We start from the raw sequence: 25,161 nt of genomic DNA on the forward strand, positions 1-25,161 counted from the left end.
GCAATCTAAATCAATGATTTTTCACATCAAGCGCGCATGTTGGGGTGAAATTTGCAGTCGAAGCCGTTTAATGAAATACTAACGGGATAGGTCTGCCCAACTAAAATGTCGCGGCATCCTCGAAATCTGTCTGAGATGCATGCGGCCCGCCGGCCATGTCCGGCCCCAAAGCCTTGGCAGATGAGCAGGAGGATCTGGATGATCAAGGTCGTTTACGAAATCGTGCCGCATGACGGCGGATGGGCGTATCGGTTCCGGGATGTCTATTCGGAAGCGTTTCCGTCACATTCGGAGGCGGTGGAGGCCGCCAGGATTGTTGCGGCCGAGCAGCAGGTCGGGGGTGACTCTGCGGAAATCAGCTGGCAGGACGAAAGCGGCAAATGGCATGAGGAATATGCCGATGGCGGCGACCGGCCGGAAACGGAAGTCATCGATGGCCAAATGCATTTCCCGCCCATTGACACGGCTCCCGGCGCTTAGCCTTGCGATGCGCGCAATGCCTTCTCTATGATTGCATCGACGAAGTGCCGCTTCTCGGCGGTATAGCGATCGCCATCGTGCCGGTAGTGTTCGGCTAGCCCCTGTTTCAGCGTGGAATAGGCGGCCATGTCGTCAGGATGCGATCTGAGATGATCGCGAAAGATCATTCTTCGTTGATGCGTCTGATTGTCGGGCGGGCAGAGATAGATGCGTTCCGGCGGCGTGCCGCCTCGCAGCATAAATGCCCAGACATCATCATCGTAACGATTGCCGCGCGGTTCGTAATTTTGATCCAGAAGCCGTTGCGTCGCCGGCGTTACATTATCGGAATGACGAAGAATGATGTCGATATCGACAAGCGGCTTTGCCGCCAGGCCGGGGATGGATGTGCTGCCGATGTGCTCGATTGTCACCACATGGGGTGCTAGTAATCGTTCGAGCTTGCCGCGAATGCGTTGAAAGGCCGCCGGCCAGCCCGGATCGTAAGGCACCAGTTCGACGGCCGTTCCCTTTGTCACGATCGTCTCCCATCCGTACCACCCTTGACGTAATCCAGCAGGCCAGAGACCAATGCATCGAAGGTCACGCGGCAGCGTGGCGACGTTTTCAGGTTTTCGTGCATGACGACCCAGGTGTCGAGCGGAAGTTCGATCTCGGGCAGAAGGCGCACGAGGTCAGGGTCGCGTCTTGCCAGGGGTATATGGAGAAAGCTGATGCCGAGGCCTGCGCGAAGCGCATTGTGCTGTGCAATGGTATGGTCGGATCGAAAGGCGAGGGTTATGCCGTCGAAGATTGGATAGCGCTTGCGCATCATCCTGATATAGGCCGTCTGGCGGTCGAACCCGATCAGCTTGTGCCGCTGCAGGTCATCGATGCTCTCGGGCGTGCCATATCTTTCAAGGTATTTGCGGTGGGCGAAGAAACCCAGAGGGATGATGCCGATATGACGGGAGAGCAGAGCTTCCTGCGCCGGCTCGACCATGCGAACCGCGATATCCGCCTCGCGCTGCAGTAGATCCTCCACCGCGTCGGATGCGGAAAGTTCTATGATCAGCTCGGGATAACGGGCTTGCAGTTCGGCAAGGATCGACGGCAGCACCTCGGTCCCGATGACTTCGCTGGCGCTGATGCGTACTGTTCCGGTTACCTTGTCGCGGGAGCCTGACGCAGCTCGCAGCAATGCGGACGTCGTGCTTGCCAGTGTCTCGGCATAAGGTTTCAGGACGAGAGCCGTATCCGTTGGCAGGAGGCCCTGTTGCGAACGCGTGAAAAGCTCGGCGCCGACGGCAGCTTCCAGCGCGTCGATATGGCGGCCGATCGTAGGCTGGGTGAGGCCCAGATCACGGGCGGCGGCCGACAGCGAGCCTTGCTGCAGCACGGCAAGAAAGGTGCGGTAGAAATCCCAGCTCGGTTCAGACTCAGCCATACATTTATGTATATCATATGCAGATTTTTTGGCAATTTTGTTTATGCCAGGTGGAAGGCATAGTCAGCTCATCGAAACCGATGGAGACGACCATGAGCAATCACATAGAAAATGCGAAGACCGCTTTGATACTCGGAGCGACCGGTGGCATCGGCGGTGCCGTTGCCGAGGGACTTGCCGCCCGCGGCTGGCGCATCCGGGCGCTGACCCGCGATGTCGCGCAGGCGGCTCGCCGCCGTCCGGATTTCGACTGGATTCAGGGCGACGCCATGCTGGTCGGGGATGTCTTGAAGGCCGCGGCTGGAGCCGAAGTCATCGTGCATGCCGTCAACCCTCCGGGCTATCGCAACTGGGGTCAACTGGTGCTGCCGATGCTCGATAATACCATTGCGGCGGCAAAGAGTGTCGGCGCGCGGATCGTGCTGCCGGGTACGGTCTATAATTTCGGCCCCGATACCTTTCCGAATGTAAGTGAGGACAGTGCGCAGCGTCCGAAGACCCGCAAGGGCGCCATCCGCGTGCAGATGGAACGGCGCCTGAGGGCGGCGGCAGAGCAGGGCGACACGCCGGTCATCATTGTTCGCGCCGGCGATTTCTTCGGCGGGTCGCGTGCCAACAGCTGGTTCTCGCAGGCCATGGTCACGCCGGGCAAGCCGGTCAACTCCATCACCTATCCCGGCAAGGCCGGTCTTGGGCATCAATGGGCCTACCTGCCTGACGTCGCCGAAACGATGATCCGGCTGATCGAAAAGGGCGACGAGCTGCCTGCTTTCGCCGTCTATCACATGCGCGGTCACTGGGATGGCGATGGCAGGCAGATGATCGATGCAGTTCGGCGCGTGCTCGGGCATGCCGTGAAGGTCAAGGCGTTTCCCTGGATCATCGTGCCGCTGGCTGCCCCCTTCGTTCCGTTCATGCGGGAGCTGCGCGAAATGAGCTATCTCTGGAAGGTGCCGCTGCAGATGCGAAACGACAAGCTGGTCGCTGTTCTCGGCGAGGAGCCGCATACGCCTATCGACGAGGCCGTCAGATCGACGCTTGCAGCAATCGGCTGCCTGCCGGCGGCATGAGCCGGCCGTCAGGCATTGAGCTCGGCGAAGGCGATGCCGGCGACGGTGAAATCCGAATCCGCATTCCTCGTGTCGCCATCGCTCAGGAACCACGTTGCCGAAAGCCCCGCATAGGCAATGATCCATTGTAGAAGGCGCTTCGGCTCGAGGCCGGCCTCGGCACAGATGATCGGCAATTGCCGTTGCAGGCGGCCCGGCTTGGCGACGGTGGGCAGCTCGGGATTGCAGAAGATATTGGCGAAATCGAACCCGCGCTCGCCATAGACCCGCTTGGGATCGATGGCGAGCCAGCCGCGGGGGCCGACATCGAGAATGTTCTCGTGGTGAATGTCGCCGTGCAATATGGTCTGGTCGCGTTGATCCGCCAGAAGGCGCGCGGCCACCTCAGCGCAGGCGGCGAGCATGCCGCCATGGATGCGCGCCGCTGGTTCAAGCTCCCTAAACCAGAGATCCAGTGGGACCAGATCCGACGGCAGCGGCTTGGCCTTGCGTGCATGCAGCCGCGCAGCCGTACGACACATGATCCGGCTTGCCTCGTCGTCTTCTCCCTGCATCGCCATGGTAAGCAGGGAGCCTGCCCCGGTCGCCCGCTCCATAAGGGCTGCATCGTCGTCATGTTCGTAAACGAAGGCTGCGCCATCGCCGTCCCACCAGCGCAGCACACGGTTGCCGAACTTCTCGTCGACATTTTGCGCGACTTTCAGCATGACGGGCTTATTCCGCCAGATGACGGGAAGAAGATGGCTCGAATGGGTGACGATGGGATCGCCGTCCGGTATCAGCGACCAACGATGGATATAAGGATCAAACATATATCGGCTTTGCTATGTGTGGGTGCTAGGACTTCGAGGCGGTATGCCTGCTTAATTCGGTTGTGCCCCACCTGTTTTCAAGCGCTAAAATAGAAAAACCCTCGCGAGGCATCGTCGCGAGGGTATTGTGTTGCGTCCGGTATCGTTCGGCAGGTTCGGCTATGCGCGAAGGCGCTGCCTGAAGCGATGGATCGGAACTCAGGCTGCCTCGTCCAGCGCCGGATAATCGGCATAGCCCTTGGCGCCGCCGCCATAAAGCGTTGCCTGGTCCCATGCCGCCAGCGGAGCATTTTCCTTCAGGCGATGGACCAGGTCCGGATTGGAGATGAACGGCTTGCCGAAGGCGACGACATCGGCCTTGCCGCTGTCGACAGCCTCGATCGCCATTTCGCGCGTATAGGCATTGTTGACCATCCAGCCGGCCTTGCCACCTGCGGCCTTATAGGCTGCATGCAGAGCATCGTAATCGAAAGGCAGGAAGTCGCGCTTGCCGCCGGTCTGGCCTTCGACGACATGGATATAGGCGAGGCCGTACTTCGCCAGGCCCTCGACCACATAGGTGAACAGCGGCTGCGGAGCCGGATCGCTGGCATCGTTGGATGGCGTTACCGGGGAAATGCGGATCGCCGTGCGGCCGACGCCGATTTCCTTCGTGACCACATCAAGCACCTCGAAAAGGAAGCGGGCGCGATTCTCGATCGAGCCGCCATATTGGTCGGTACGGTCGTTGATATCGCCACGCAGGAACTGGTCTATCAGGTAGCCATTGGCAGCGTGGACTTCGACACCATCGAAGCCGGCATCGATCGCAGCCCGGGCGGCCTTGCGATAATCCTTGAGGATGCCGGGGATTTCCGAAGCTTCCAGCGCGCGAGGCTCGGAGACATCGGCAAAGCCACCGGTGCCATCGCTGTTGACCAGGTAGGTCTTCGAGGTTTCAGCGCGCCTGGAGGTGGAGGAGACCGGCTTGCCGTCGTTCGGCTGCAGCGTGGTGTGGGAGATGCGGCCGACATGCCACATCTGCACGACGATCTTGCCGCCATTGGCGTGCACTGCGTCGGTCACTTTCTTCCAGCCGTCGAGGGCTTCCTTGGTGTAGAGGCCCGGGACATTGGCATAGCCCTGACCCTGATGGGTGATGGCCGTCGCTTCGGTGATGATCAGGCCGGCGGATGCGCGCTGAGCATAGTACTTGACGTTGAGTTCGTTCGGCACGGCATTCGGGGAACGATTGCGCGTCAGAGGCGCCATGACGATGCGGTTGGCCAGGGAGATATCGCCAAGCTTCGTCGGTTCGAACAATTTTGTCATGGGTTATCCTTTCTTAATCATGGGGGCGGGAGAAGAAGAGGGGTCAGGAGGAGGCGAGTGCCTCGCCCTTGGGGCGTGTGGCTGCGAAAGTCAGCAGCACGGTGATGAGGCCGAGGATCGCCATGGCGGAACCGGCAAGCGGTACTTGCGAGAGCGAAAAGCCTTGATCGATCACAACGCCGCCGATCCAGGCACCGAGTGCGTTGCCGGTATTGAAGGCGCCGATATTGATGGTTGAGACCAGGTTTGGAGCATCCTTTCCAAAGGTGACGACGCTGATCTGGAGAGCCGGGACGGCTGCAAAGGCCGCTGCTGCCCATAAGAACAGCGTGATCTCGGCGCCGATGAACGAGTGCATGGTGACGCTGAAGATTGCCGATGTTACCGCGATTGCGATGAAGACACCGGCAAGCGTGGTGCCGAGGCGCCAATCCGCAAGCTTGCCGCCGATCAGGTTGCCGATCGTCAGGCCGACGCCGATCGACAGCAGCGTCCAGGTGACGGTTCTCGGCGAGACGCCGGTGACGTCGCGCAGCATCGGGGCAATATAGGTGAAGAGCGCAAACATGGCGGCGGAGAAGAACACGGTCGTCAAGAGCGACAGCCAGAGACCGGTGCCGCGCAGCGCGGAGATTTCGCGGCCGAGATTGCCTTCCCGCACTTCCTCACCCTTCGGCAGGACGATGATGAGGCCGACGATCGAAGCGACGCCGAGGAGGGAGACAATCCAGAACGGTGCGCGCCAGCCGAATGTCTGGCCGAACGCCGTGCCGAGGGGAACGCCGAGGACATTGGCGAGCGTCAGGCCCGTGAACATCAGGGCGACGGCGCGAGCCTTGCGATCTTCCGCGACCAGGCTTGCCGCAACCACCGAGCCGATGCCGAAGAAGGCGCCATGGCAAAGGGCGGTGACGATCCGGGCGAACATCAGCACCCAGTAGCCTGGGGCGATGGCGCAGAGGAGGTTGCCGAGGATGAAGAAGCCCATCAGCATGATGAGTGCCGAGCGCCGACGCAGGTGGGCGGTGGATACCGCCATGATCGGCGCGCCGATGGCCACAGCCAATGCATAGCCGGTCACCAGCCAGCCGGCTTGAGGAATGGTGACTGAGAGATCCGAGGCCACTTCCGGAAGCAGGCCCATGATGACGAACTCGGTCGTGCCGATGGCGAAAGAGCTGAGCGCCAGAATGAGGAGAGCAAGAGGCATGTTCAGAGTTCCTTTTGCATGGCTTCGAGGAAGGCCGCGATGGTCTCTTCGTTGCGCTTGTAGAAAATCCACTGGCCCAGACGCCGTGTCGTCACCAGATCGGCGCGGTGCAATGTGCTGAGATGCGCCGACACGGTGGATTGCGACAGGCCACAGCGCTCGAACTGGCTGGCGCAAACGCCGAGTTCCAGCGGGTGCTCCTGTGTCGGGAAGTGGGTCTGCGGATCCTTGAGGTGGTTGAGGATTTCGAGCCTGGCCGGGTGGGCCAAAGCCTTCAGTATCTCGCTCTTGTCCATGGTGTTTACCGCGTGAATATCGAATAATGACGATATATGTATCGATGGTTTTCGATATATCAAGGCCGGCGCAGGATATTATTTCCTGCAGTGCAACAAGAATGGCTGCTTAGAAAATGGGCAAAAAAAGAGGGCCACCGGTATAAACCAGGGCCCTTATAGGTGTGAAGGTCAAAACCTCCAGAGGGGAACAGCCAATGCGGTGGAACTGGGAGGAAAAGCCACCATGTGCATCAGCTGTGTGCGTTATGATGCTAATTTGTGCAGTGCGCAATGCTTTTTTGTGCATGGCAGTTATGCGTTTGCGGGCTCAGCGCCAAAAGGGCAAAAAAAAGGGCCGCCGGAGTAAACCAGGGCCCTATAGGTATGAAGGTCAAAAACCTCCAGAGGGGAACAGCCAATGCGGTGGAACTGGGAGGAAAAGCCACCGTGTGCATCAGCTATGTGCGATATGGTAGTTAAATGGGCAGGCTTCAACTCTCATTTGTGCATATCAGATATGCGTAATACGCGTGGCTGATATATTAGACATAAAAAGAGTTCGTTATCAGTGGCTTACCTTAGGCTAGAAATTCCAGTTGCGGGCCTTGGCGACGACAAAATCGCGGAAAACCTTAAGCTTAGCCGCGTTTTTCATCTCGTCAGGATAGCAGAAATAGGTATCGAAGGATGGTACGTCCGCATTGATGGCGAGCTGGATGAGGCCTGGGTCCCGACCGACGATATAGTCGGGCAGCACAGCGATGCCGATGCCGAGCAGGCAGGCGCGTTTGATCGACGTCTGGCTGTTGATCTGCAAATGCGGCATGCGCTTGTTGTCGGAGGAGCGACCGGCGATCTCCAGCCAGTTCACATCAAGCAGGTAATTCGGTGCCGGTTCGCCGAAGCTGATGATGCGATGCTCGTCCAGATCCTCTACCGATTGCGGCTCGCCGTAACGGTTGATGTAGGAGGGGGCTGCATAGACATGCATGTGCACGGTGAAGAGCTTGCGCTGGATCAGATCCGACTGCTGCGGCTGGCGCAGGCGGATGGCGCAATCCGCATGGCGCATGTTCACATCCAGCTCCTCGTTGTCGAGGATGAGCTGGATCTGCATATCGGGATAAAGCTGTAGGAACTCCTGAATCTTGTCGGTCAGCCAACCCTGGCCGAGGCCGACCGTCGTCGTCACGCGCAGCTTGCCGCTCGGCTTGTCGGTCGTTTCGGTCAGTTGCATCTTGACCGTTTCGAGCTTCAGCAGAACGTCGTGTGCGGTGCGATAGAGCAATTCGCCCTGTTCGGTCAGGATCAAGCCGCGCGCATGGCGATGGAAGAGCTTGATGCCCACATCCTGCTCCAGCGCGCTGACCTGACGACTGATGGCGGATTGGGAGAGATGCAATTTATCAGCCGCATGCGTGAACGAACCCGCTTCGGCAGCCGCGTGAAAAATACGCAGCTTGTCCCAATCCAATGGCATGCCGTTTCCCCTCATCGGCTGCTTCACTCCGCAGCCACGGCGACGGGCATGTGCCCGGTCAGGTAGCGTTCCGCCTCAAGCGCCGCCATGCAGCCCATCCCCGCTGCCGTGATCGCCTGTCGGAACGTATCGTCGGTCACGTCGCCGGCGGCATAGATGCCCTCGACATTGGTCGCGGTCGAATCCGGCGCGGTCCAGAGGTAACCATTGTCCTTGAGTTTCAGCTTGCCCTTGAAGAGTTCGGTCGCCGGCGCATGGCCGATGGCGACGAAGACGCCGTCAATCACCATTTCGGTGATGGCGCCGGTGCGCGTGTCGCGCAGGCGCGCGCCAGTGACAGACGGCGGCATTGGCGGCTTGGCCGGCGTGCCGGTGATCTCGGCGACTTCGGTGTTCCAAAGAACTTTGACATTTGCCTTGGCAAACAGGCGTTCCTGCAGGATCTTTTCGGCGCGGAAGAAATCGCGGCGGTGGACGACGGTCACAGACTTGGTGATGTTGGAAAGATAGAGCGCTTCCTCGACGGCGCTGTTGCCGCCGCCAACCACGATCACATCCTTGTTGCGATAGAAAAAGCCGTCGCAAGTGGCGCAGGCGGAAACGCCGAAGCCCTGGAAATGCTGCTCGCTCTCGATGCCGAGCCATTTCGCCTTGGCACCGGTCGCAATGATGAGGGCGTCGGCGGTCCAGACGTCCCCGCTGTCGGTGTGGGCGACGAAGGGGCGCTTGCTGGTGTCGACTTCGGTCACGAGGTCGTTGACGATCTCGGCGCCGACATGCTGGGCCTGCTGCAGCATCTGCTCCATGAGCCAAGGGCCCTGGATCGGATCGGCAAAGCCCGGATAGTTTTCGACATCCGTCGTGATCATCAGCTGGCCGCCTTGCTCCAGGCCGGCAATCAGAACCGGCTTCAGCATTGCGCGGGCCGCATAAACAGCGGCCGTATAGCCGGCTGGGCCGGAGCCGATGATGAGCACCTTCGTGTGGCGGGCAGGCATAGTCAGTCCTTTCAATTCAGCGATCGGGAAAACCGCGGCTTAAACGCGTAAAGCAGGCGATTTCACGATCCGCCGCTTCATTTATGATTGCCTTATGCATTTATTCAAGGGCAGCCTTGCATTACTAACAGGGCAAATCTGCTTTGTGTAAGAATCGGTTACCCAAGAGAAACTTTCTTGCGAATTTTCCTGCCTTATATAGAAGCTGGCGAGGGGGAATTAAAGAAAGGCAATAAAAGTGCTTCGCGCTGAACTCGATGCCATCGATATCAAGATTCTGCGGGAACTGCAGCGAGACGGACGTATGACCAATGTCGAATTGGCCGATCGCGTTGGCATTTCCGCGCCGCCTTGCTTGCGCCGGGTACGCAAGCTGGAAGAGGCTGGTGTTATCGAAGGCTATCACGCCATGCTGAACAGTCCGAAGTTGGGTTTCGATCTCGTGGCTTTTTGCATGGTCGGCCTCAAGCATCAGTCGGAAGCCAATCTCAAGGCTTTCGCCAGCGCAACGGCGGCCTGGCCGCTCGTCCGGCAGGCATGGATGGTGTCCGGCGACAGTGACTTCCTGCTGCATTGCGTGGCCGAGAATCTCACCCGATTCCAGGATTTCGTTATCGAGGTTCTGACGGCGAACGAACATGTCGATACGGTGCGCACGATGCTGACCATCCGCCAGGTCAAGAAGCTCGGTCTGGTGGAGCTGTAGACGGATGGCGGATCGGCCCTGGCATAGAGCGCTGATCAAGCCCGGGGTGCGTCTGTTGCTAGGCGGTTCGCGGGCGCATGTGCAGGACTGGTTTCCAGGGCTCAGCATTGTTCGCAGCCAGAATATCAGCGAAGTGGTTTATCGCGGCATCAAAGTTGCCAATCTTGCCGGGATGGATCGGTTGCGTGAGCGAGCCGGTGAGACAATTTATATCGTCGGCTCAGGCCCATCGATTCGTGACAGCGACATTAGTGGCATGGAAGCCAACAGCGCCATTCTTTTGAACGGCGCCATAGGGCTGATCGGTGAACAGATCAGCGAGCCATTGGCGATTGCGGTCGAGGACGAACGCTTCGTCTGGCGGCACATCGAGATGATGCGCAAGAAGATCATGCCGGGTTCACTCTGTCTGTTTTCCGTTGCCGTGTTGCGCGCGCTTTGCGAGATCGACAAGGGATGGCTGGCGGACAAGACGATCATTCTGATCGACGACATCCGCAAGCCCTATGGCGCACGCCGCCGCTCACTGGATGATCTCAAGAAGCTGCAATATGTGCGCCTGGATGCAGAGGGTTCGGCAGGTTTCTCGCTCTCGCCGGATCGCGGCGTTTTCCTCGGTGGGTCTGTGGCGGTATCGGCGCTGCAATTTGCTCTCTATTGCGCGCGACAGACGATCGGCTTTGTCGGTATCGATATTTCCAACGATCGCGAACCACGCTTTTACGAGACCCATGAAGACATGGCATTTTCCGGCATTGCGCGGGCCGAGGGTCGTATTGTCGAGCATCTCGTCTTCGCTCGGCAAATCGCCGCTGAACGCGGCGTTTCCTTCGTCAATTATTCGCCTGTTTCGGCGCTGCTGAAATATGATTTCGGTTACGATGACAGGTTTAAATTGCAGGATTGAGGCTCATGCGCTGGCTGAAACTCAAAGGCTCCGATGCCAAGAAGCTGACTATTGAGCCGCCTGAGGCGGGGGCAGGGCGCCACGGCATAGCCATTGCCGCCTGCGTCAAGAACGAGGCTCGCTACATCGAGGAATGGGTGCGTTTCCACCAAAACGTCGGCATTCGTCACTTCTATATCTATGACAACGGCTCGACCGACGACACCTGCACAATCCTCCGTGGCCTTCTGAATGCGGAAACGCTGACGATCATCCCCTGGGCCGGGCGAATGCGCGATGCCGCGACCGCGACGCTGCTAAACGGACAGGTCATCATCTTCGCGCATGCGATCCTCAATTTTGGCGGCGACTATCGCTGGATGGCCTTCATCGACGTCGATGAATTCCTGCTGCCGAAACAGGGGCGGACGATAGAGGAGGCATTGAAGGCGGTCGGCGATTTTCCGAATGTTTCGCTGCCTTGGCACATGTTCGCCACCAGCGGCCACCACACGCCGCCTGATGGGCCGTTGACGCTGAACTATACTCTGCGTGGCACCGATCCGATGACTTCAAAGGAAAACGTCAGCAATTTCAAGTGCATCGTCGACCCATGTGAAGTGACCGAGGTCAGCGTTCACCAGTTCCAGACACGCGTTTTCGGGGACCTGACGGCCAATGATGCCGGCAAGCGCTTTACACGGCGCGGGCGAAAGGCGCCGGAGTTCTACTCGAACCAGTTCCTGCAACTCAATCACTACTATACGAAATCCCGACAGGAGCTGATGGAGAAGCTCGAGCGTGGATGGGTCTACGACAGCAGCGCGAGCAAGTATCGGGACAAAGTTCTGTCCGTCGTCAAAAGCATTGAGGAAGATGTGACGGAGGATCGTTCGATGATCGATTTCATCAAACGCTATGCCATCGATCTCGGCCGCTGACGTCTCCGCTCAGCCGTTGGTGGCGAGCATCTGGCGATAGATGTCACCGATAGCCATCGCTTCTTTCTCCAGCGCGAATTCGCTGCGTACATGGCGCACCGCATTCTCGCCCTGGCGGAGCGTTTCCTCCGGATCAGCGAGATAGAAGGCGATAGCCTTGGTCAAAGCATCGCCATCGCCGGCGGGCACGACGGTGCCGGTCTCGCCCGGAATGATCATTTCCGCATAGGCGCCGGCGTCGGAGGCGACGACGGCGGTGCGGGATGCCATGGCTTCGAGCGGGGTCAAGCCGAAACCTTCGTTGCGGGAAGGGGCGACATAAAGGGTCGCGCGGCGGTACCAGGGCTTGATATCGTCGACCTCGCCGAGAAAGCGGATGCGGTCGGCAAGACCGGCATCGGCGACCAGCTTCACCAGTCCATCGCCGAAACCGCGATGTTCCGCCGTCACGCGGCCGCAGACAACGGCGGTCCAATCGGGATAGTGCGGCAGGAGCTCGATCATCGCCTTGACGAAGAGATCGGTGCCCTTCTGATGCCGCACGCGGCCGAAGCAGCCGATCAGATAGTTGCCGGGCAGGCCCGTGGCGGCCATGCGGTCGTCGCGAGTTTCCGGAGGATGAAAGCGATTGAGATCGACGCCGTGCTGGATCACAGTATGCGGCACCTGCAGAAAGCTGCCCGAGCGCGTGCTGGTGGCGATGACCGCATCCATGCGGCGGATGAGCCAGCGCGTATAGCCGGTGTGACGGCGCTGGGCGGCCGACGTGAACACAAGCTTCAGACGCATGCGCAGCACGGAGCGAAGAAGGAGGCCGATCAGCATCTCGTTGTTACGGCGAGCATGCCAGACGCGCACGCGATGCCGACGTGGCCTCGTCCAAAGACCGGGAAGCCTGAGCCAGCCCAGCTTGGGAAGGTCTTCCGGCAGGCCGGGACGAGCGTGGCAATATGATAGCCAAGCTCGATCTGCTTCGGGATCAACTGCACGATCGTTGAGGTAACGCCGGAGAGCCGGCGTTTGAAATTCGTTGCTATGATCTCGATCTCGCGGAGATCGCTCGTCTGCGCTGAATTACGATCGCGCACGGGCGATCAGCCCCAGGTAATGGAGAGGATTTCGTAGCCCTTGGCGCCGCCGGGCGCGTTGACCTCGATCGAGTCGCCGACTTCCTTGCCGATCAGGGCACGCGCGATCGGCGAAGAGATGGAAATGCGGCCTGCCTTCACATCGGCTTCCTGGTCGCCAACGATCTGATAGATCTTCTCTTCCTCGGAATCCTCGTCGATGAGCTTCACCTTGGCGCCGAACTTGATCTTCGAGCCCGACATCTTGGTGAGGTCGATGACTTCAGCGCGCGCCGTCAGGTCTTCAAGCTCGCCGATGCGGCCTTCATTGTGGCTCTGTGCTTCCTTGGCAGCATGGTACTCGGCATTTTCGGACAGGTCGCCGTGGGCGCGCGCTTCCGCAATTGCCTCGATGATTCTCGGGCGCTCTTCCTGCTGACGCCAGCGCAGTTCTTCCTGCAGCTTGACGAACCCGTTCTGCGTCATCGGTACCTTTTCAACCATTTTCCTTGTCCTTAGTCTCTGCGCAGCTCTTCCGCACACACAAAAGAAAACAGGTTCCGAAGCGGTACTTCGGAACCAGTCGAGCCATTATTTTGTCATCTATAGCAGATTGCGTCCGCCGATTTCCAGAAAATTCGATGCTTTAAGGAACGCTGCCCAAGGCTCGCGCTGACTGAAAGCCGATCGCTGGCGGTTTTCAGCAAGCTGTCATTCACAACCGCTACGCCAACCGAATGAAGCCGCGACGAATATGAGCCGACTATTATGCCGACATTCGTCGCGGCCTAAATTAGCGCTTAGAAATAGCTCTGCAGCGGCCGGACTTCGAGGCTGCCGGCCTTCAGCGCCTTGATGGCCATGGCAGCCGCTTCAGCGCCGGCCATGGTCGTGTAGTACGGCACCTTCTGCATCAGCGTTGCCCGGCGCAATGATTTCGAATCCGAGATCGCCTTGTTGCTGTCGGTCGTGTTGATGACGAGCTGGACCTGGCGGTTGCGGATGGCGTCCTCGATATGCGGACGTCCCTCAAGCACCTTGTTGATCTTTGTCGCGTCGATGCCATTCTCGGCGAGGAAGCGCTGGGTTCCGCCGGTGGCCAGTACCTTGAAGCCCTGTTCCGTCAGCATGCGGATGGCCGGCAGGACGCGCGGCTTGTCGTCGTCGCGGACCGAAACGAAGACCGTTCCGTCACGCGGCAGTTCGACGCCGGCACCGAGCTGCGACTTGGCGAAGGCCAGCGCAAAATCGGTATCCAGACCAATGACTTCGCCGGTCGAGCGCATTTCCGGTCCAAGCAGAATGTCGACGCCGGGGAAGCGGGCGAAGGGGAAGACCGCTTCCTTGACCGCGATGTGCTTGAGCTTGCGGGGATCGGGCTTTTCGCCGTAGGCGGCAAAGGTCGCATCGAGCTTCTCGCCGGCCATGACGCGGGCGGCGATCTTGGCGATCGGCGCGCCGATAGTCTTTGCGACGAAAGGCACGGTACGCGAGGCGCGCGGGTTGACTTCGAGCACGTAGACGGTGCCATCCTTGATGGCGAACTGGACGTTCATCAGGCCACCGACGTTCAGTGCCTTGGCCATGGCCTTCGCCTGGCGCTCCAGTTCGTCGATCATTGCAGGCGAGAGCGTGCGCGGCGGCAGCGAGCAGGCACTATCGCCGGAGTGAATGCCGGCCTCTTCGATATGCTCCATGATGCCGGCGACGTAAACGTCGGTGCCGTCGGACAGGCAGTCGACATCAACTTCGATGGCGTTGGCGAGGTAGCTGTCGAACAGAAGCGGGTTCTTGCCGAGCAGGGTGTTGATCTGGCCGGTCTTGTCGTTCGGATAGCGCTGCTTGATGTCTTCCGGCACCAGTTCCGGCACCGTGTCGAGCAGGTAGGTCTGTAGCATGCCTTCCGAGTGGATGATCTGCATGGCGCGTCCGCCGAGAACGTAAGACGGGCGCACAACCAGCGGGAAGCCGATTTCCGAGGCGACGAGGCGCGCCTGCTCAACCGAATAGGCGATGCCGTTATTCGGCTGGTTGAGGTCGAGCTTCATCAGGAGCTTCTGGAAGCGGTCGCGGTCTTCGGCAAGGTCGATGGCATCGGGCGCGGTGCCAAGGATCGGAATGCCGTTCTTTTCGAGCGCTTCGGCAAGCTTCAGCGGTGTCTGCCCGCCGAACTGGACGATGACGCCGACGACTTCGCCCTTTTCCTGCTCGGCGCGCAGGATTTCGATCACGTCTTCGGCCGTCAGCGGCTCGAAGTAGAGGCGGTCCGAGGTGTCGTAGTCGGTCGAGACCGTTTCCGGGTTGCAGTTGATCATGATCGCTTCGTAGCCGGCATCCTTCAGCGCGAAGGCGGCATGGCAGCAGCAATAATCGAACTCAATGCCCTGGCCGATACGGTTCGGGCCGCCGCCGAGGATGACGACCTTCTTGCGATCCGAAACCTCAGCTTCCGAGCGGGCAGCGCCGACGAAAGGCGTTTCGTAGGTCGAATACATGTAGGCGGTCGGCGAGGCGAATTCGGCGGCGCAGGTGTCGATGCGCTTGAAGACGGGGCGAACGTTGAGGCTGTTGCGCAGCTCCGCCACTTCCTTCGGGCGCTTGCCGGTCAAGGTCGCCAGGCGCGCATCGGAGAAACCCATGGACTTCAGCATGCGCAGATTGGTCTCATCCTGCGGCAGGCCATGCTCGCGAATGCGGGCTTCCATATCGATGATGTTCTTGAATTGCGCGATGAACCAGGGGTCGATCTTGCAGCCTTCGTGCACTTCTTCCGGTGTCAGGCCGAGGCGCAGCGCCTGGGCGACCATGCGCAGGCGGTCCGGAGTCGGGGTGCCGATGGCGGCGCGGATGGCGTTGCGGTTGCCTTCGCCTTCCTCGGTGCCGGGGATCTCGATCTCGTCGAGACCCGTCAGGCCGGTTTCAAGACCGCGCAGTGCCTTCTGCAGCGATTCGGCAAAGGTGCGGCCGATGGCCATGACTTCGCCGACCGACTTCATGGCCGTGGTCAGGACAGGGGAGGCGCCCGGGAACTTTTCGAAGGCGAAACGTGGGATCTTGGTGACGACATAGTCGATCGACGGTTCGAACGAAGCGGGCGTCGCACCGCCGGTGATGTCGTTTTCCAGTTCGTCCAGCGTGTAGCCGACAGCAAGCTTGGCAGCGATCTTGGCGATCGGGAAGCCGGTGGCCTTCGATGCCAGGGCGGAAGAACGCGAGACGCGCGGGTTCATTTCGATGACGACAAGGCGGCCGTCCTGCGGATTGACCGCGAACTGCACGTTCGAGCCGCCGGTTTCGACGCCGATCTCGCGCAGGACCGCGATCGAGGCGTTACGCATGATCTGGTATTCTTTGTCCGTCAGCGTCAGGGCCGGGGCAACGGTGATCGAGTCGCCGGTATGGACGCCCATCGGATCGATATTTTCGATCGAGCAGATGATGATGCAATTGTCCGCCGTGTCGCGGACGACTTCCATCTCGAATTCCTTCCAGCCGAGCACTGATTCCTCGACCAGCACTTCGGTGGTCGGCGAGGCATCGAGACCGCCGCTGACGATTTCGAAGAATTCCGAGCGGTTATAGGCAATGCCGCCGCCGGTGCCGCCGAGCGTGAAGGAGGGGCGGATGATGGCGGGCAGGCCGACATGGTCAATTGCTTGGGCGGCGATCGCCATGGCATGGCTCATGTAGCGCTGCTTGCGGTCGCTCTCGCCGAGGTTCCACTGGTTTTCCAGCGCATCGAGCGCCTTGTCGAGCTCGGCGCCGGAAAGCTGCGCCTTCAGCTTGCTGCGCTCGGCCTCATGCGTCTTGCGGTCGGCATCCTTGATGTCGGTGGCGTTTGCCAGCATCGAGCGCGGCGTCTCAAGGCCGATGCGGGCCATGGCCTCGCGGAAGAGGGCGCGGTCTTCGGCCATGTCGATGGCGGCGGGCTTGGCGCCGATCATCTCAACATTGTAGCGGTCGAGCACGCCCATGCGCTTCAGCGACAGTGCGGTGTTGAGTGCCGTCTGGCCGCCCATGGTCGGCAGCAGCGCGTCCGGACGTTCCTTGGCGATGATCTTGGCGACGACTTCCGGCGTGATCGGTTCGACATAGGTCGCATCCGCGAGGCCCGGATCGGTCATGATCGTTGCCGGGTTGGAGTTGACGAGGATGACTCGGTAGCCTTCCTCCTTCAGCGCCTTGCAGGCCTGTGTGCCGGAATAATCGAATTCGCAGGCCTGGCCGATAACAATCGGTCCTGCGCCGATGATGAGGATCGATTTGATATCTTGGCGCTTCGGCATGGGCTCACATCCGTTTTTTTGTTGCGCGAAAAACCGGCCAGGGTGGGAGATCACGGCCGGGCGCGCATAGACAAATCTTTTCAGGCTAGAAGCGGCTTATAGGCAAATGTATTTGTAAACGGAACCCCATAAATCGCGGAATCGACAGGAATTCGGCTTGCACGCTTCATGACTCGATGAATTCGTGAGGGGTGACGCCCGCTTTTTGGGCAGTGGATCATCAGCCTTCTATATAATGGGGCACGAAGCGCGAGGTATCGCGAGTGACGGGCGTATCGTCCTCGCGAATGCCAATACCCGCGGGCTGGCCGGCGACGATCCAGGAGCCGATCACCGTCCAATCCTCACCGAAACGGGGGAGCAGATGCAATGCCTGCCTTATATAGCCTTCTTCGCCGTAGGGGCCTTCAACATGATACGTGCCGGCACCGGCTTCGTGGTTGACGAGCGTCACATTCGCGCCTTCGCGGGATAGCAACGGTTTGCGGACATAGCGATCTCCGAGATCGCTCACGCGCGGGTCGTCCTCGAAATAGGCGGGCAACAGATTTTCGTGGCCTGGGAACATGTCCCAGAGCACTGGCAACAGCCCCTTATTGGATAGCGTCAGTTTCCAGAGCGGCTCGACTACCCGCGTCGGTGTCAGCGGCAGATGGCGACCGAAAGGTTCGCGTACCATGTCTTCCAGTGGGTAGAGCTTGAATATGCAGTCGATACGCTGGTCTTGAAGATCGATCAGCCAGTGTTTGTCGTCGACGCCGACATCCGGCATGGCGATCAGCTTCGTCTTGCAGCCGGCTTGCACGGCGCAATCCACGAGGTAGTTCAAGGTCACGAGGTCTTCCTCGGATTCCAGCATGCCGGCGAAGTGGATGCGCCGCGAGGGTCCGGCAAGGATGCGTATGGCATCCACCAGACGCTCATGCACGGAGTTGAACTGATCCGCCGAGGGCGGAAGTTCGCCTCGTTGCTTCATGTCTTCCAGCCAGCGCCATTGAAAGACTGCACTTTCGAACAGGCTGGTCGGCGTGTCGGCATTGAATTCGAGCAGCTTTGCCGGACCGTTGCCATCATAGGAGAGGTCGAATCGGCCGTAGAGATCATGTTCGCGATTGCGCCAGGAGCGCAGTACGGCATCGTGATAGACCCGCGGAATGGCCATGCGGCGCATCAATTCGCCATCCAGGGAGATCCTTTCGACTGCAGCATAGCACATTTCCAGCAGGGCAGCGGTGGGATCTTCGAGTTTCGTTTCCACCTCTTCGAGGCTGAAGACGTAGGCGTGCCGCTCGTCCCAATAGCGTTGACCATACATGGAGTGGATGGTGAAGCCGCAGCTCTCGGCATCGGCCTTCCAACCCGGCCGCTCGTTCATAACAACCCGTTTCATCTGCCTACCCGTTAACCCGAGAGATGGAAGCCGCGAAAACCCCAGCCGCCACGCTCTACCGAACTGGTCGAGCGCGACGAGCGCTCCGAAGACGACCCCCAGGAACCATGAGCGCCGCCACCGCTGCCACCTGAAGATGACGTTTGTGTATCGTCGTCCTTCTTCTTTGCGGCATAGTTTGTCTTTCCCAGCAGCATGCCGTTTGCAAGACTGCGACCCCTCGCCGTCCGAAAGTCGCTGCTCCCACGGGGCTGGTAAAGCGCTTGCGTGTCGAGCGTTCTGGTGGCGCTGCCGACGAGATAGCCGGCTAGCAACGGAATGAAGTGGCCCGTGCCGGCCTGATGGGTGGGGGTTGTCGGTTGGCACTTGTCGGCGCCATAATCCTTTTCACAATTCGCCACGGTCTCGTAGGCGGGCGCGTTACGCTCGCGCTCCGTCTCGGCAGCGGCAAACTGGGATCGGCATTCGTCGGCAGAAAAGAGTTCGCCCGCAACGCAGGCATCGACATCCTTATATATCTGAACCTTATCTTCTTTCTGGCCGCAGCCCGACAATGCCGCTGTTCCCATGAGCAGCAGCGACACACTCATCGATCGCTTCATAAAACCCCCTGCGCCTTGCGCCTTCGCAGCCGGATATTTCGCACGTTGCCCGCACACGTCTATCGGCCGCAAGACACACGGGTGCGGCTGTTCACATGAGCAAAGATTTCAACGTAAGGAATATGGGCTCGACAAAACAGTTAGGTGTAAATCGGCCTGATTTAAAGAACGTATGCGTGCGTTTTGTCGGATTTTTTTAGACCAATGGTTGCGACCGTAAAGAATGTCTTTCGCGGTTTCATAAGTTTTGGTGACGCGACCTATCCGAAAGGAGGCGAGCCGCTTTTATCCCCGTGCGCCGGTAGCTCGACTATTGCTGGCCGAAACGATGCCGGACCGCATCCGCATAGGGACGGCTCACGGGCATCTCCGAGCCGTCGTGCGTAAGGACGAAAAGCTTGCCGTTGTCGCGTTTCAAACCGGCGACATGATCGGCGGCGATCCAATGGGATCGATGCAGGCGCAGGCCTTCGGTATCGCCGATTTCCATCAGCGCATCGCCGAAGCGCAGCAGGATCAGTTCGCGCCCGCGGCTCGTGACGACCTCGGTATAGTGGTCGCGAACAGAAAGGCGTATGAGCGCTCCCCGATTTTCCGGTTTCAGGCGTGAGAGGATCGGTGCCTGCGAGGGCGCGTCTTTAATCTCAGCTATCTTCGCAACAGGAGTTGTTGGCTGCCCACCAGTCGGCCCTTCAGCTGCTATCGCGATTTGTTGGTGCATCGTCAGATAGGTCAAAAGGCAAAAGAGGAAGCAAAGCGGGATCGAACTCAGTGCCTGCCACAGGCTGCTTGTCAGGGTGGGCATCGTGCCGAAGAATGCCAGATCGACGAGCCCGATGCCGAAGCCGATCGGGAGTGCGGCGATGATGGAGCCGGTCATCATCCGGGCGAACATGCTCGTCATCCGCTTACGCAAGAGGATTTCGGCCGCAACGGAGAAGAGGATGGCTATCGACCAGGCCATGGCATGCAGAGCCAGCCAATAGCCGAGCCGGGCGCCGGCATGAGCCGCGCAAAGGTGCCGTATGGGCCTGATATGGCGAAGATCAGGACGATTGCGACGAAGGTCGCCCAGAATCTCGGTGAACGCTGGAAGACCTGCAATTCGCGAAGCGTGGATTGCAGAAAGGTGTGATCCACGAAGTTTTTCCGTTCTTTCGCGCAAATTCGATTGAGAGGAGGATAATATCGCGGAAAGGCTCGGCAAACTCAACCGGATGCCGCCATGACTCTCGAGCCGCTTTTTGATGCCCCATTTGCAATCCAGATTCACGTTGCGGCAGTCGTCCCGGCTGCCTTGCTCGGCGCCTATCTTCTTCTGAGGCCGAAGGGGACGCCGAGACATCGGTTGCTCGGCAAAATATGGTTATGCCTGATGGTGATTACGGCGTTCTCAAGCTTCTTCATTCATCAGATCAACCTTTTTTATGGCTTCAGCCCCATCCATCTGCTCTCGATATTCGTTCTGTTCGGCTGTTGGCGGGCGATCGTCAATGCGCGTAGGCACAATATTGCAGCGCACAAGCGCATCGTCAGAGGCCTCTATTTCGGCGGGATCGTCGGCGCTGGAATATTCACGTTCCTTCCGGGGCGCATCATGAACAGGGTGGCTTTCGGCGGCGACGAAATTGCACCGCTTGTCGTCGTCGCAGCCATTGCGGCTATTCTTCTATGGCTTGTGTCCAAGGAATTATGGCGCCGTCGAAGTTTAACCTGAGGTTCTGTCGATAGCCAACTGGCCTTGTCGGTCTTCCTGGATATATAAGTGCCTTAAGGGACTTTGATTTGAGGCATCGCCGGGAGGTGCATTATGGATTGGAAAGGGCGTCGGCAATCCGACAATATCGAGGACGAGCGCGGTTCATCGCCCATGAGTGGCGGCGGTGGCGGCGGCTTTCGCTTTCCCGGCGGCGGGTTGGGCGGTGGAGGTTTGAGCCTTCGCACCATCATCGTTCTGGTGGTGATCTTCCTGGTGCTGAGAGCCATGGGCGTCGACGTCATGGGCTTGCTGCAGCAGAGCGGCATCCTCGGCGGCGGCTCGGGATATCAGCAGAGCACATCTGCCGGGAGCAACGGCCAGCCCGCCAATGACGAGATGAAGCAGTTTGTTGCGACTGTTCTTGCCGATACGGAGGATACCTGGACCGGTATCTTCAAGTCGATGGGCCAGACCTATACAGATCCGAAGCTCGTGCTGTTCTCGGGCAGCTTTCCTTCGGCGTGCGGGCAGGCCTCGGCCGCGACCGGGCCTTTCTATTGCCCAAGCGATCAGAAGATCTATCTCGACATGGCCTTCTTCCAGCAGATGAAGGATCAGTTCGGCGCATCCGGTGATTTCGCGCAGGCCTATGTCATCGCGCATGAAGTCGGCCATCACGTTCAGGATCAGCTCGGTATCCTGCCGAAGTTCAATCAGGCCCGCCGGAACATGAGCGAAGTGGATGCCAACAAGATGTCGGTGCGTATCGAGCTGCAGGCGGATTGCTTTGCCGGCATCTGGGGCAAGTTCACCCAGCAGAAGGGCATCCTGCAGGCCGGCGATCTGGAGGAGGCTCTAAACGCTGCCCAGCAGATCGGCGACGATACGCTGCAGAAGCGCAGCCAGGGCTATGTCGTTCCTGACAGCTTCAACCACGGCACCTCGGCACAGCGCATGAAGTGGTTCAAGCAGGGCTTCGATTCCGGCAAGCTCACCGATTGCGATACGTTGAACAATCCGGTCTGATTTTTGACACCCGCTCCCGATCATGGGAGCGGGTGCAACTCTTATTCCTTACTTCTCGCTATCCAGATGTGTCAGCTGTGCTTCCGGGTAGCGGCCGCCGGCGGCGGCATCCTTGGGTACGGCCTGGTCGATCGCCGCCATATCGGCCTGCGACAGCTCGACCGAGAGTGCGCCCAAAGCTTCCGTCAGGCGATCGCGCCGGCGAGCGCCGACGACGGGCACGATGTCCTTGCCCTGGGCTGCGACCCAGGCGATGGCGATCTGTGCCACGCTGACCCCTTTGGCATCGGCGATCCCTCGCAATGCTTCCACCAGCTCCAGGTTCTTCTCCACATTGCCGGCCTGGAAACGTGGGCTGATGGTGCGGAAATCGCCTTTCTGGACGTTGTCTTTCTGCCAATGGCCGCTGATCAGGCCGCGCGATAGCACGCCATAGGCCGTGATGCCGATGCCAAGTTCACGGCAAGCCGGCAGGATGTTGTTTTCGATGCCGCGCGAGATCAGCGAATACTCGATCTGCAGATCGACGATCGGATGCACGGCTGCGGCGCGGCGGATGGTGTCGGCTCCGACCTCGGACAGGCCGATGTGCCTGATGTAGCCGGCCTTGATGAGGTCCGATATGGCGCCGATCTGGTCCTCGATGGGCACGTTCGGGTCGAGACGGGCAGGGCGGTAGATGTCGATATGGTCGACGCCGAGGCGTTGCAGCGAATAGGCGACGAAGTTCCTGATCGCGGCTGGCCGCGCATCATAGCCGAGCCAGGCGCCAGAGGGATCACGCAGGGCGCCGAACTTGACGCTCAGCAGGAAGTCATCGCGCTTCAACCCGCTGATGGCCTCGCCGATCAGCATTTCGTTGTGGCCCATGCCATAGAAGTCGCCGGTGTCCAGCAGGTTGATGCCGGCATCGAGCGCGGCATGGATTGTGGCGATGCTTTCGGCGCGATCGGATGGTCCGTACATGCCGGACATGCCCATGCAGCCGAGGCCGAGAGCGGACACCTGCGGACCTGTCTTTCCCAATGGGTGCTTATGCATTGCGGTTCTCCTTTGATGGGAAGCATAGCTCAGCTTCCACGGGATCTGATGGGATTGTTTACTCCCTTGCTCTTTGTGCGATAATCCGAGTAAATCGAAACAGGTCGTTTGGAATTTTGCACAATGGATGACTTGCCCTTGGCCGACCTTGTCGCCTTCACCGCCGTTGCCCGCGAACGCAGCTTTCGCGAGGCGGCGCGCAAGCGTCGCGTATCCGCGTCATCCTTGAGCGAGGCGGTTCGGCGGCTGGAGGAGCGGCTCGGCGTGCGTCTGCTCAACCGCACGACGCGCAGCGTCACGCCCACTGAAGCGGGCGAGCGACTGATGGAGCGCCTGACGCCCGCAATGAGCGAGATCACCTTGGCGCTCGACGACATCAACAGCTTTCGCGACAGCGTGGGCGGCACCTTGCGGCTGAATGTACCCACGGTTGCCGCCATGGTCGTCATGCCCGACATCATCAATCGCTTCCTGCAGGAATATCCGGCGGTTTCCGTCGAGATCGTTGCGGAAGACAGTTTTATCGATGTCGTGGCAGCCGGCTATGATGCCGGCATTCGCTATGACGAAAGGCTGGAAAAGGACATGATCGCCGTGCCGATCGGGCCACGGCGGCAATGCTACGTGACGGCCGCTGCGCCGGACTATCTTGCGGCGCATGGCGTCCCGGAGCATCCGCGGGACATACTTGAGCATCGCTGCATCCGCCATCGCTTCCTTGGCGGCTCCATCTTGCCCTGGGAGTTCGAGCGCAATGGAGAGACCTTATTCATCGCCCCGACGATGGTCATCGCTTCGAATTCTATCGAGATCGAACGCAGCGCGGCGGTGGCCGGCCTCGGCATCATCAGAACCTTTCGGGAGTTCCTGGCGCCACAGATCGCCAGCGGCGAGCTGGTGCCGATCCTGGAGGAATGGGACACGGATTTCTCGGGTCCGTTTCTCTATTATGCCAGCCGCCGGCACATGCCGACGCCGCTTCGAGCCTTCGTGGATTTCCTCAATCGCGAGCAGCGGCGTAATCGCGGCAGATAGTCGCTTTTGGGTCGAGGATCAAAAAAAGCGGTCAATAAATCAATAAGATTGAAGCGTTCACGGATTGTTTCTGCCAAAATCTTTATGTATGGGAACATTCCTGTTTTTCGTTCACGTTCTGTCTCTTTCATGGAGATGGAGCCTCAAAGGCAACTCCATGATCGATCAGAAATTCGCACGGCGTGGCCTATTCCTCGTCTTCCTCATTCTCTTCCTCGATGTTATCGGCATTGCGATCATCATGCCGGTCATGCCGAAATATCTGGAAGAGCTGACGGGCGCGTCGGTCAGCACGGCGGCCACGGAAGGCGGCTGGCTGTTGCTGGCCTATGCGGGGATGCAGTTCCTGTTTTCGCCGCTGATCGGTAATCTGAGCGACCGCTTCGGCCGCCGCCCGCTGCTGCTCGCTTCGGTACTGACTTTCGCGATCGACAATTTCATCTGCGCGATCGCCGGTACCTACTGGATGCTGTTCGTGGGCCGCATTCTTGCCGGCATCAGCGGCGCAAGCTTCTCGACCTGTTCCGCCTATATTGCCGATATCAGCAATGATGAGAACCGCGCCAAGAATTTCGGACTGATCGGCATGGCCTTCGGCGTCGGCTTCGTCCTTGGTCCCGTGATCGGCGGCTTTCTCGGTGAATTCGGCCCTCGCGTTCCCTTCTACGGCGCAGCCGCATTGGCATTCCTGAATTTTGTCGGCGCCTATTTCCTGCTGCCGGAAACCCTGGATGCAAAGCATCGTCGCCCCTTCGAGATCTGGCGGGCCAATCCGTTCGGTGCACTCACGCAGATAAGACGCTACCAGGGTATCGGCTGGGTTTGCGTCGTCATGTTCCTCAACTGGCTGGCGCATGGCGTCTACCCGGCTGTGTGGTCCTTCGTCACTTCCTATCGCTATAATTGGAGTGAGGGACAGATCGGCTTTTCGCTTAGCGTGTACGGTATCGGAGCGGCCATCGTTATGGGGCTGGTTCTGCCCCGTCTGGTGCCTGTGCTTGGCGAATGGAAGACCGCTTTGCTCGGCTTGGCGTTTTCCTGTCTCGGGTTGATGGGATATGCTTTCGCCTGGCAAGGGTGGATGGTCTATGCCGTCGTCGTCCTGACCGTCATCGAAAACGTCGCAGATGCGCCGCTACGTTCCATCGCTGCCAGCAAGGTGCCCCCTTCGGCGCAGGGCGAGCTTCAGGGCGCGCTCGGTAGCTTGACGAGTATCACCGCGATCGTCGGCCCCTTGCTCTTTCCATATCTGTTTCAATATTACACCGCGCCCACGGCACCGGTTGTTTTTGCCGGCGCCCCCTTCATCATGGGCGCAATTCTGGTGGCGACTGCGCTTCTCGTTCTGCTGACGAAGGTTCGCAAGACCGAGCCGAAGGTAGTCGTACAATCGGAAGCGGGCGAGGCGGCCTAAAAA

22 protein-coding genes and 2 pseudogenes are annotated in these 25,161 nt (G+C 59.5%); 9 read left to right on the forward strand and 15 right to left on the reverse strand.

What is annotated here, in order from left to right:
- The first annotated feature begins 198 nt into the window (after positions 1–198).
- Positions 199–480: a DUF2188 domain-containing protein gene (locus BSK43_RS17865; RefSeq protein ID WP_068388229.1), complete on the forward strand. Its 282-nt coding sequence runs from the start codon at positions 199–201 to the stop codon at positions 478–480.
- Here BSK43_RS17865 and BSK43_RS17870 read toward each other — a convergent pair.
- Together BSK43_RS17870 and BSK43_RS17875 are read right to left on the reverse strand one after the other, a co-directional pair.
- Entirely contained in the window at positions 477–998 is a 522-nt protein-coding gene (locus BSK43_RS17870) for a GrpB family protein (protein ID WP_077469304.1), read from the reverse strand. The genes BSK43_RS17865 and BSK43_RS17870 overlap by 4 nt on opposite strands.
- Complete coding sequence (locus BSK43_RS17875; RefSeq protein WP_077469302.1) at positions 995–1,906, reverse strand: LysR family transcriptional regulator; 912 nt, start codon at positions 1,904–1,906, stop codon at positions 995–997. The genes BSK43_RS17870 and BSK43_RS17875 overlap by 4 nt, the downstream gene beginning before the upstream one ends.
- Positions 1,907–1,998: 92 nt before the next feature.
- Here BSK43_RS17875 and BSK43_RS17880 point away from each other — a divergent pair, with 92 nt between their 5' ends.
- Positions 1,999–2,976, forward strand: a complete 978-nt coding sequence (locus BSK43_RS17880; protein WP_169055428.1) for an NAD-dependent epimerase/dehydratase family protein — start codon at positions 1,999–2,001, stop codon at positions 2,974–2,976.
- Between the two features lie 8 nt (positions 2,977–2,984).
- Here the strand turns inward: BSK43_RS17880 and BSK43_RS17885 are convergent, their stop codons facing one another.
- The 6 genes from BSK43_RS17885 to trxB all read right to left on the reverse strand — a co-directional run bounded on the left by BSK43_RS17885 (position 2,985) and on the right by trxB (position 9,065).
- Positions 2,985–3,788, reverse strand: a complete 804-nt coding sequence (locus BSK43_RS17885; RefSeq protein WP_136687084.1) for an aminoglycoside phosphotransferase family protein — start codon at positions 3,786–3,788, stop codon at positions 2,985–2,987.
- A gap of 198 nt (positions 3,789–3,986) precedes the next feature.
- Positions 3,987–5,099 (reverse strand): alkene reductase, encoded by a 1,113-nt coding sequence (locus BSK43_RS17890; RefSeq protein ID WP_077469298.1) that lies wholly within the window; start codon positions 5,097–5,099, stop codon positions 3,987–3,989.
- Between the two features lie 43 nt (positions 5,100–5,142).
- The gene (locus BSK43_RS17895) at positions 5,143–6,309 is read right to left on the reverse strand and encodes an MFS transporter (protein WP_077469296.1); all 1,167 of its coding nucleotides are present in this window, start codon (positions 6,307–6,309) and stop codon (positions 5,143–5,145) included.
- A gap of 2 nt (positions 6,310–6,311) precedes the next feature.
- Entirely contained in the window at positions 6,312–6,605 is a 294-nt protein-coding gene (locus BSK43_RS17900; RefSeq protein WP_068388206.1) for a metalloregulator ArsR/SmtB family transcription factor, read from the reverse strand.
- Positions 6,606–7,170: 565 nt separating this feature from the next.
- A complete protein-coding gene (locus tag BSK43_RS17905) occupies positions 7,171–8,067 on the reverse strand; it encodes a LysR family transcriptional regulator VtlR (RefSeq protein WP_034504110.1) in 897 nt (298 codons plus the stop codon).
- A 23-nt stretch (positions 8,068–8,090) separates the two neighbouring features.
- Positions 8,091–9,065: a thioredoxin-disulfide reductase gene (gene trxB / locus BSK43_RS17910; RefSeq protein WP_077469294.1), complete on the reverse strand. Its 975-nt coding sequence runs from the start codon at positions 9,063–9,065 to the stop codon at positions 8,091–8,093.
- A 238-nt stretch (positions 9,066–9,303) separates the two neighbouring features.
- Here trxB and BSK43_RS17915 point away from each other — a divergent pair, with 238 nt between their 5' ends.
- From BSK43_RS17915 to BSK43_RS17925, 3 genes are read left to right on the forward strand one after another with little or no spacing between them, the layout of a single operon-like run.
- Entirely contained in the window at positions 9,304–9,771 is a 468-nt protein-coding gene (locus BSK43_RS17915) for an Lrp/AsnC family transcriptional regulator (RefSeq protein ID WP_034476732.1), read from the forward strand.
- A 4-nt stretch (positions 9,772–9,775) separates the two neighbouring features.
- Positions 9,776–10,678, forward strand: coding sequence for a glycosyl transferase (locus BSK43_RS17920; protein ID WP_077469292.1), 903 nt, complete (start codon positions 9,776–9,778; stop codon positions 10,676–10,678).
- Positions 10,679–10,683: 5 nt separating this feature from the next.
- Entirely contained in the window at positions 10,684–11,598 is a 915-nt protein-coding gene (locus BSK43_RS17925; protein ID WP_077469290.1) for a glycosyltransferase family 92 protein, read from the forward strand.
- Positions 11,599–11,607: 9 nt separating this feature from the next.
- On the opposite strand, the pseudogene BSK43_RS17930 reads toward BSK43_RS17925, so the two are convergent.
- The 6 genes and pseudogenes from BSK43_RS17930 to BSK43_RS17955 form a co-directional block, all read right to left on the reverse strand.
- A pseudogene (locus tag BSK43_RS17930) lies at positions 11,608–12,686 on the reverse strand (glycosyltransferase family 4 protein).
- 6 nt (positions 12,687–12,692) lie between these two features.
- Positions 12,693–13,169 carry a transcription elongation factor GreA gene (gene greA / locus BSK43_RS17935; RefSeq protein ID WP_034476737.1) on the reverse strand — a complete coding sequence of 159 codons (477 nt, stop codon included), beginning with the start codon at positions 13,167–13,169 and terminating at the stop codon, positions 12,693–12,695.
- 296 nt (positions 13,170–13,465) lie between these two features.
- Positions 13,466–16,951 (reverse strand): carbamoyl-phosphate synthase large subunit, encoded by a 3,486-nt coding sequence (gene carB, locus BSK43_RS17940; protein ID WP_068388194.1) that lies wholly within the window; start codon positions 16,949–16,951, stop codon positions 13,466–13,468.
- A 220-nt stretch (positions 16,952–17,171) separates the two neighbouring features.
- Positions 17,172–18,341 (reverse strand): glutathionylspermidine synthase family protein, encoded by a 1,170-nt coding sequence (locus BSK43_RS17945; RefSeq protein ID WP_077469288.1) that lies wholly within the window; start codon positions 18,339–18,341, stop codon positions 17,172–17,174.
- 11 nt (positions 18,342–18,352) lie between these two features.
- The gene (locus tag BSK43_RS17950; RefSeq protein ID WP_169055429.1) at positions 18,353–18,931 is read right to left on the reverse strand and encodes a DUF1190 domain-containing protein; all 579 of its coding nucleotides are present in this window, start codon (positions 18,929–18,931) and stop codon (positions 18,353–18,355) included.
- A gap of 322 nt (positions 18,932–19,253) precedes the next feature.
- A pseudogene (locus tag BSK43_RS17955) lies at positions 19,254–20,083 on the reverse strand (LytTR family DNA-binding domain-containing protein).
- Positions 20,084–20,168: 85 nt separating this feature from the next.
- Between BSK43_RS17955 and BSK43_RS17960 the strand changes: the two are divergent.
- Both BSK43_RS17960 and BSK43_RS17965 read left to right on the forward strand, forming a co-directional pair.
- Positions 20,169–20,660, forward strand: coding sequence for a DUF2306 domain-containing protein (locus BSK43_RS17960; RefSeq protein WP_077469285.1), 492 nt, complete (start codon positions 20,169–20,171; stop codon positions 20,658–20,660).
- A gap of 93 nt (positions 20,661–20,753) precedes the next feature.
- Positions 20,754–21,668 (forward strand): neutral zinc metallopeptidase, encoded by a 915-nt coding sequence (locus tag BSK43_RS17965; protein ID WP_077469283.1) that lies wholly within the window; start codon positions 20,754–20,756, stop codon positions 21,666–21,668.
- A gap of 48 nt (positions 21,669–21,716) precedes the next feature.
- On the opposite strand, the gene BSK43_RS17970 is transcribed toward BSK43_RS17965, so the two are convergent.
- Positions 21,717–22,709: an aldo/keto reductase gene (locus tag BSK43_RS17970; RefSeq protein ID WP_077469281.1), complete on the reverse strand. Its 993-nt coding sequence runs from the start codon at positions 22,707–22,709 to the stop codon at positions 21,717–21,719.
- A 123-nt stretch (positions 22,710–22,832) separates the two neighbouring features.
- Between BSK43_RS17970 and BSK43_RS17975 the strand changes: the two genes are divergently transcribed.
- Positions 22,833–23,744 carry a LysR family transcriptional regulator gene (locus BSK43_RS17975; RefSeq protein WP_077469279.1) on the forward strand — a complete coding sequence of 304 codons (912 nt, stop codon included), beginning with the start codon at positions 22,833–22,835 and terminating at the stop codon, positions 23,742–23,744.
- Positions 23,745–23,901: 157 nt separating this feature from the next.
- Positions 23,902–25,158 carry a TCR/Tet family MFS transporter gene (locus BSK43_RS17980; protein WP_077469277.1) on the forward strand — a complete coding sequence of 419 codons (1,257 nt, stop codon included), beginning with the start codon at positions 23,902–23,904 and terminating at the stop codon, positions 25,156–25,158.
- Positions 25,159–25,161: the final 3 nt, after the last annotated feature.

The sequence above is a fragment of the Rhizobium sp. P44RR-XXIV genome (genome assembly GCF_001999485.2).
GTDB lineage: Bacteria > Pseudomonadota > Alphaproteobacteria > Rhizobiales > Rhizobiaceae > Rhizobium.

Coding starts and splice junctions, on each gene's coding strand:
- BSK43_RS17865 (WP_068388229.1), top strand. CDS start 199: ATGATCAAGGTCGTTTACGAAATCGTGCCGCATGACGGCGGATGGGCG.
- BSK43_RS17875 (WP_077469302.1), bottom strand. CDS start 1,906: ATGGCTGAGTCTGAACCGAGCTGGGATTTCTACCGCACCTTTCTTGCC.
- BSK43_RS17880 (WP_169055428.1), top strand. CDS start 1,999: ATGAGCAATCACATAGAAAATGCGAAGACCGCTTTGATACTCGGAGCG.
- BSK43_RS17885 (WP_136687084.1), bottom strand. CDS start 3,788: ATGTTTGATCCTTATATCCATCGTTGGTCGCTGATACCGGACGGCGAT.
- BSK43_RS17890 (WP_077469298.1), bottom strand. CDS start 5,099: ATGACAAAATTGTTCGAACCGACGAAGCTTGGCGATATCTCCCTGGCC.
- BSK43_RS17895 (WP_077469296.1), bottom strand. CDS start 6,309: ATGCCTCTTGCTCTCCTCATTCTGGCGCTCAGCTCTTTCGCCATCGGC.
- BSK43_RS17900 (WP_068388206.1), bottom strand. CDS start 6,605: ATGGACAAGAGCGAGATACTGAAGGCTTTGGCCCACCCGGCCAGGCTC.
- BSK43_RS17905 (WP_034504110.1), bottom strand. CDS start 8,067: ATGCCATTGGATTGGGACAAGCTGCGTATTTTTCACGCGGCTGCCGAA.
- trxB (WP_077469294.1), bottom strand. CDS start 9,065: ATGCCTGCCCGCCACACGAAGGTGCTCATCATCGGCTCCGGCCCAGCC.
- BSK43_RS17920 (WP_077469292.1), top strand. CDS start 9,776: ATGGCGGATCGGCCCTGGCATAGAGCGCTGATCAAGCCCGGGGTGCGT.
- BSK43_RS17925 (WP_077469290.1), top strand. CDS start 10,684: ATGCGCTGGCTGAAACTCAAAGGCTCCGATGCCAAGAAGCTGACTATT.
- greA (WP_034476737.1), bottom strand. CDS start 13,169: ATGGTTGAAAAGGTACCGATGACGCAGAACGGGTTCGTCAAGCTGCAG.
- carB (WP_068388194.1), bottom strand. CDS start 16,951: ATGCCGAAGCGCCAAGATATCAAATCGATCCTCATCATCGGCGCAGGA.
- BSK43_RS17945 (WP_077469288.1), bottom strand. CDS start 18,341: ATGAAACGGGTTGTTATGAACGAGCGGCCGGGTTGGAAGGCCGATGCC.
- BSK43_RS17950 (WP_169055429.1), bottom strand. CDS start 18,931: ATGAGTGTGTCGCTGCTGCTCATGGGAACAGCGGCATTGTCGGGCTGC.
- BSK43_RS17960 (WP_077469285.1), top strand. CDS start 20,169: ATGACTCTCGAGCCGCTTTTTGATGCCCCATTTGCAATCCAGATTCAC.
- BSK43_RS17965 (WP_077469283.1), top strand. CDS start 20,754: ATGGATTGGAAAGGGCGTCGGCAATCCGACAATATCGAGGACGAGCGC.
- BSK43_RS17970 (WP_077469281.1), bottom strand. CDS start 22,709: ATGCATAAGCACCCATTGGGAAAGACAGGTCCGCAGGTGTCCGCTCTC.
- BSK43_RS17975 (WP_077469279.1), top strand. CDS start 22,833: ATGGATGACTTGCCCTTGGCCGACCTTGTCGCCTTCACCGCCGTTGCC.
- BSK43_RS17980 (WP_077469277.1), top strand. CDS start 23,902: ATGATCGATCAGAAATTCGCACGGCGTGGCCTATTCCTCGTCTTCCTC.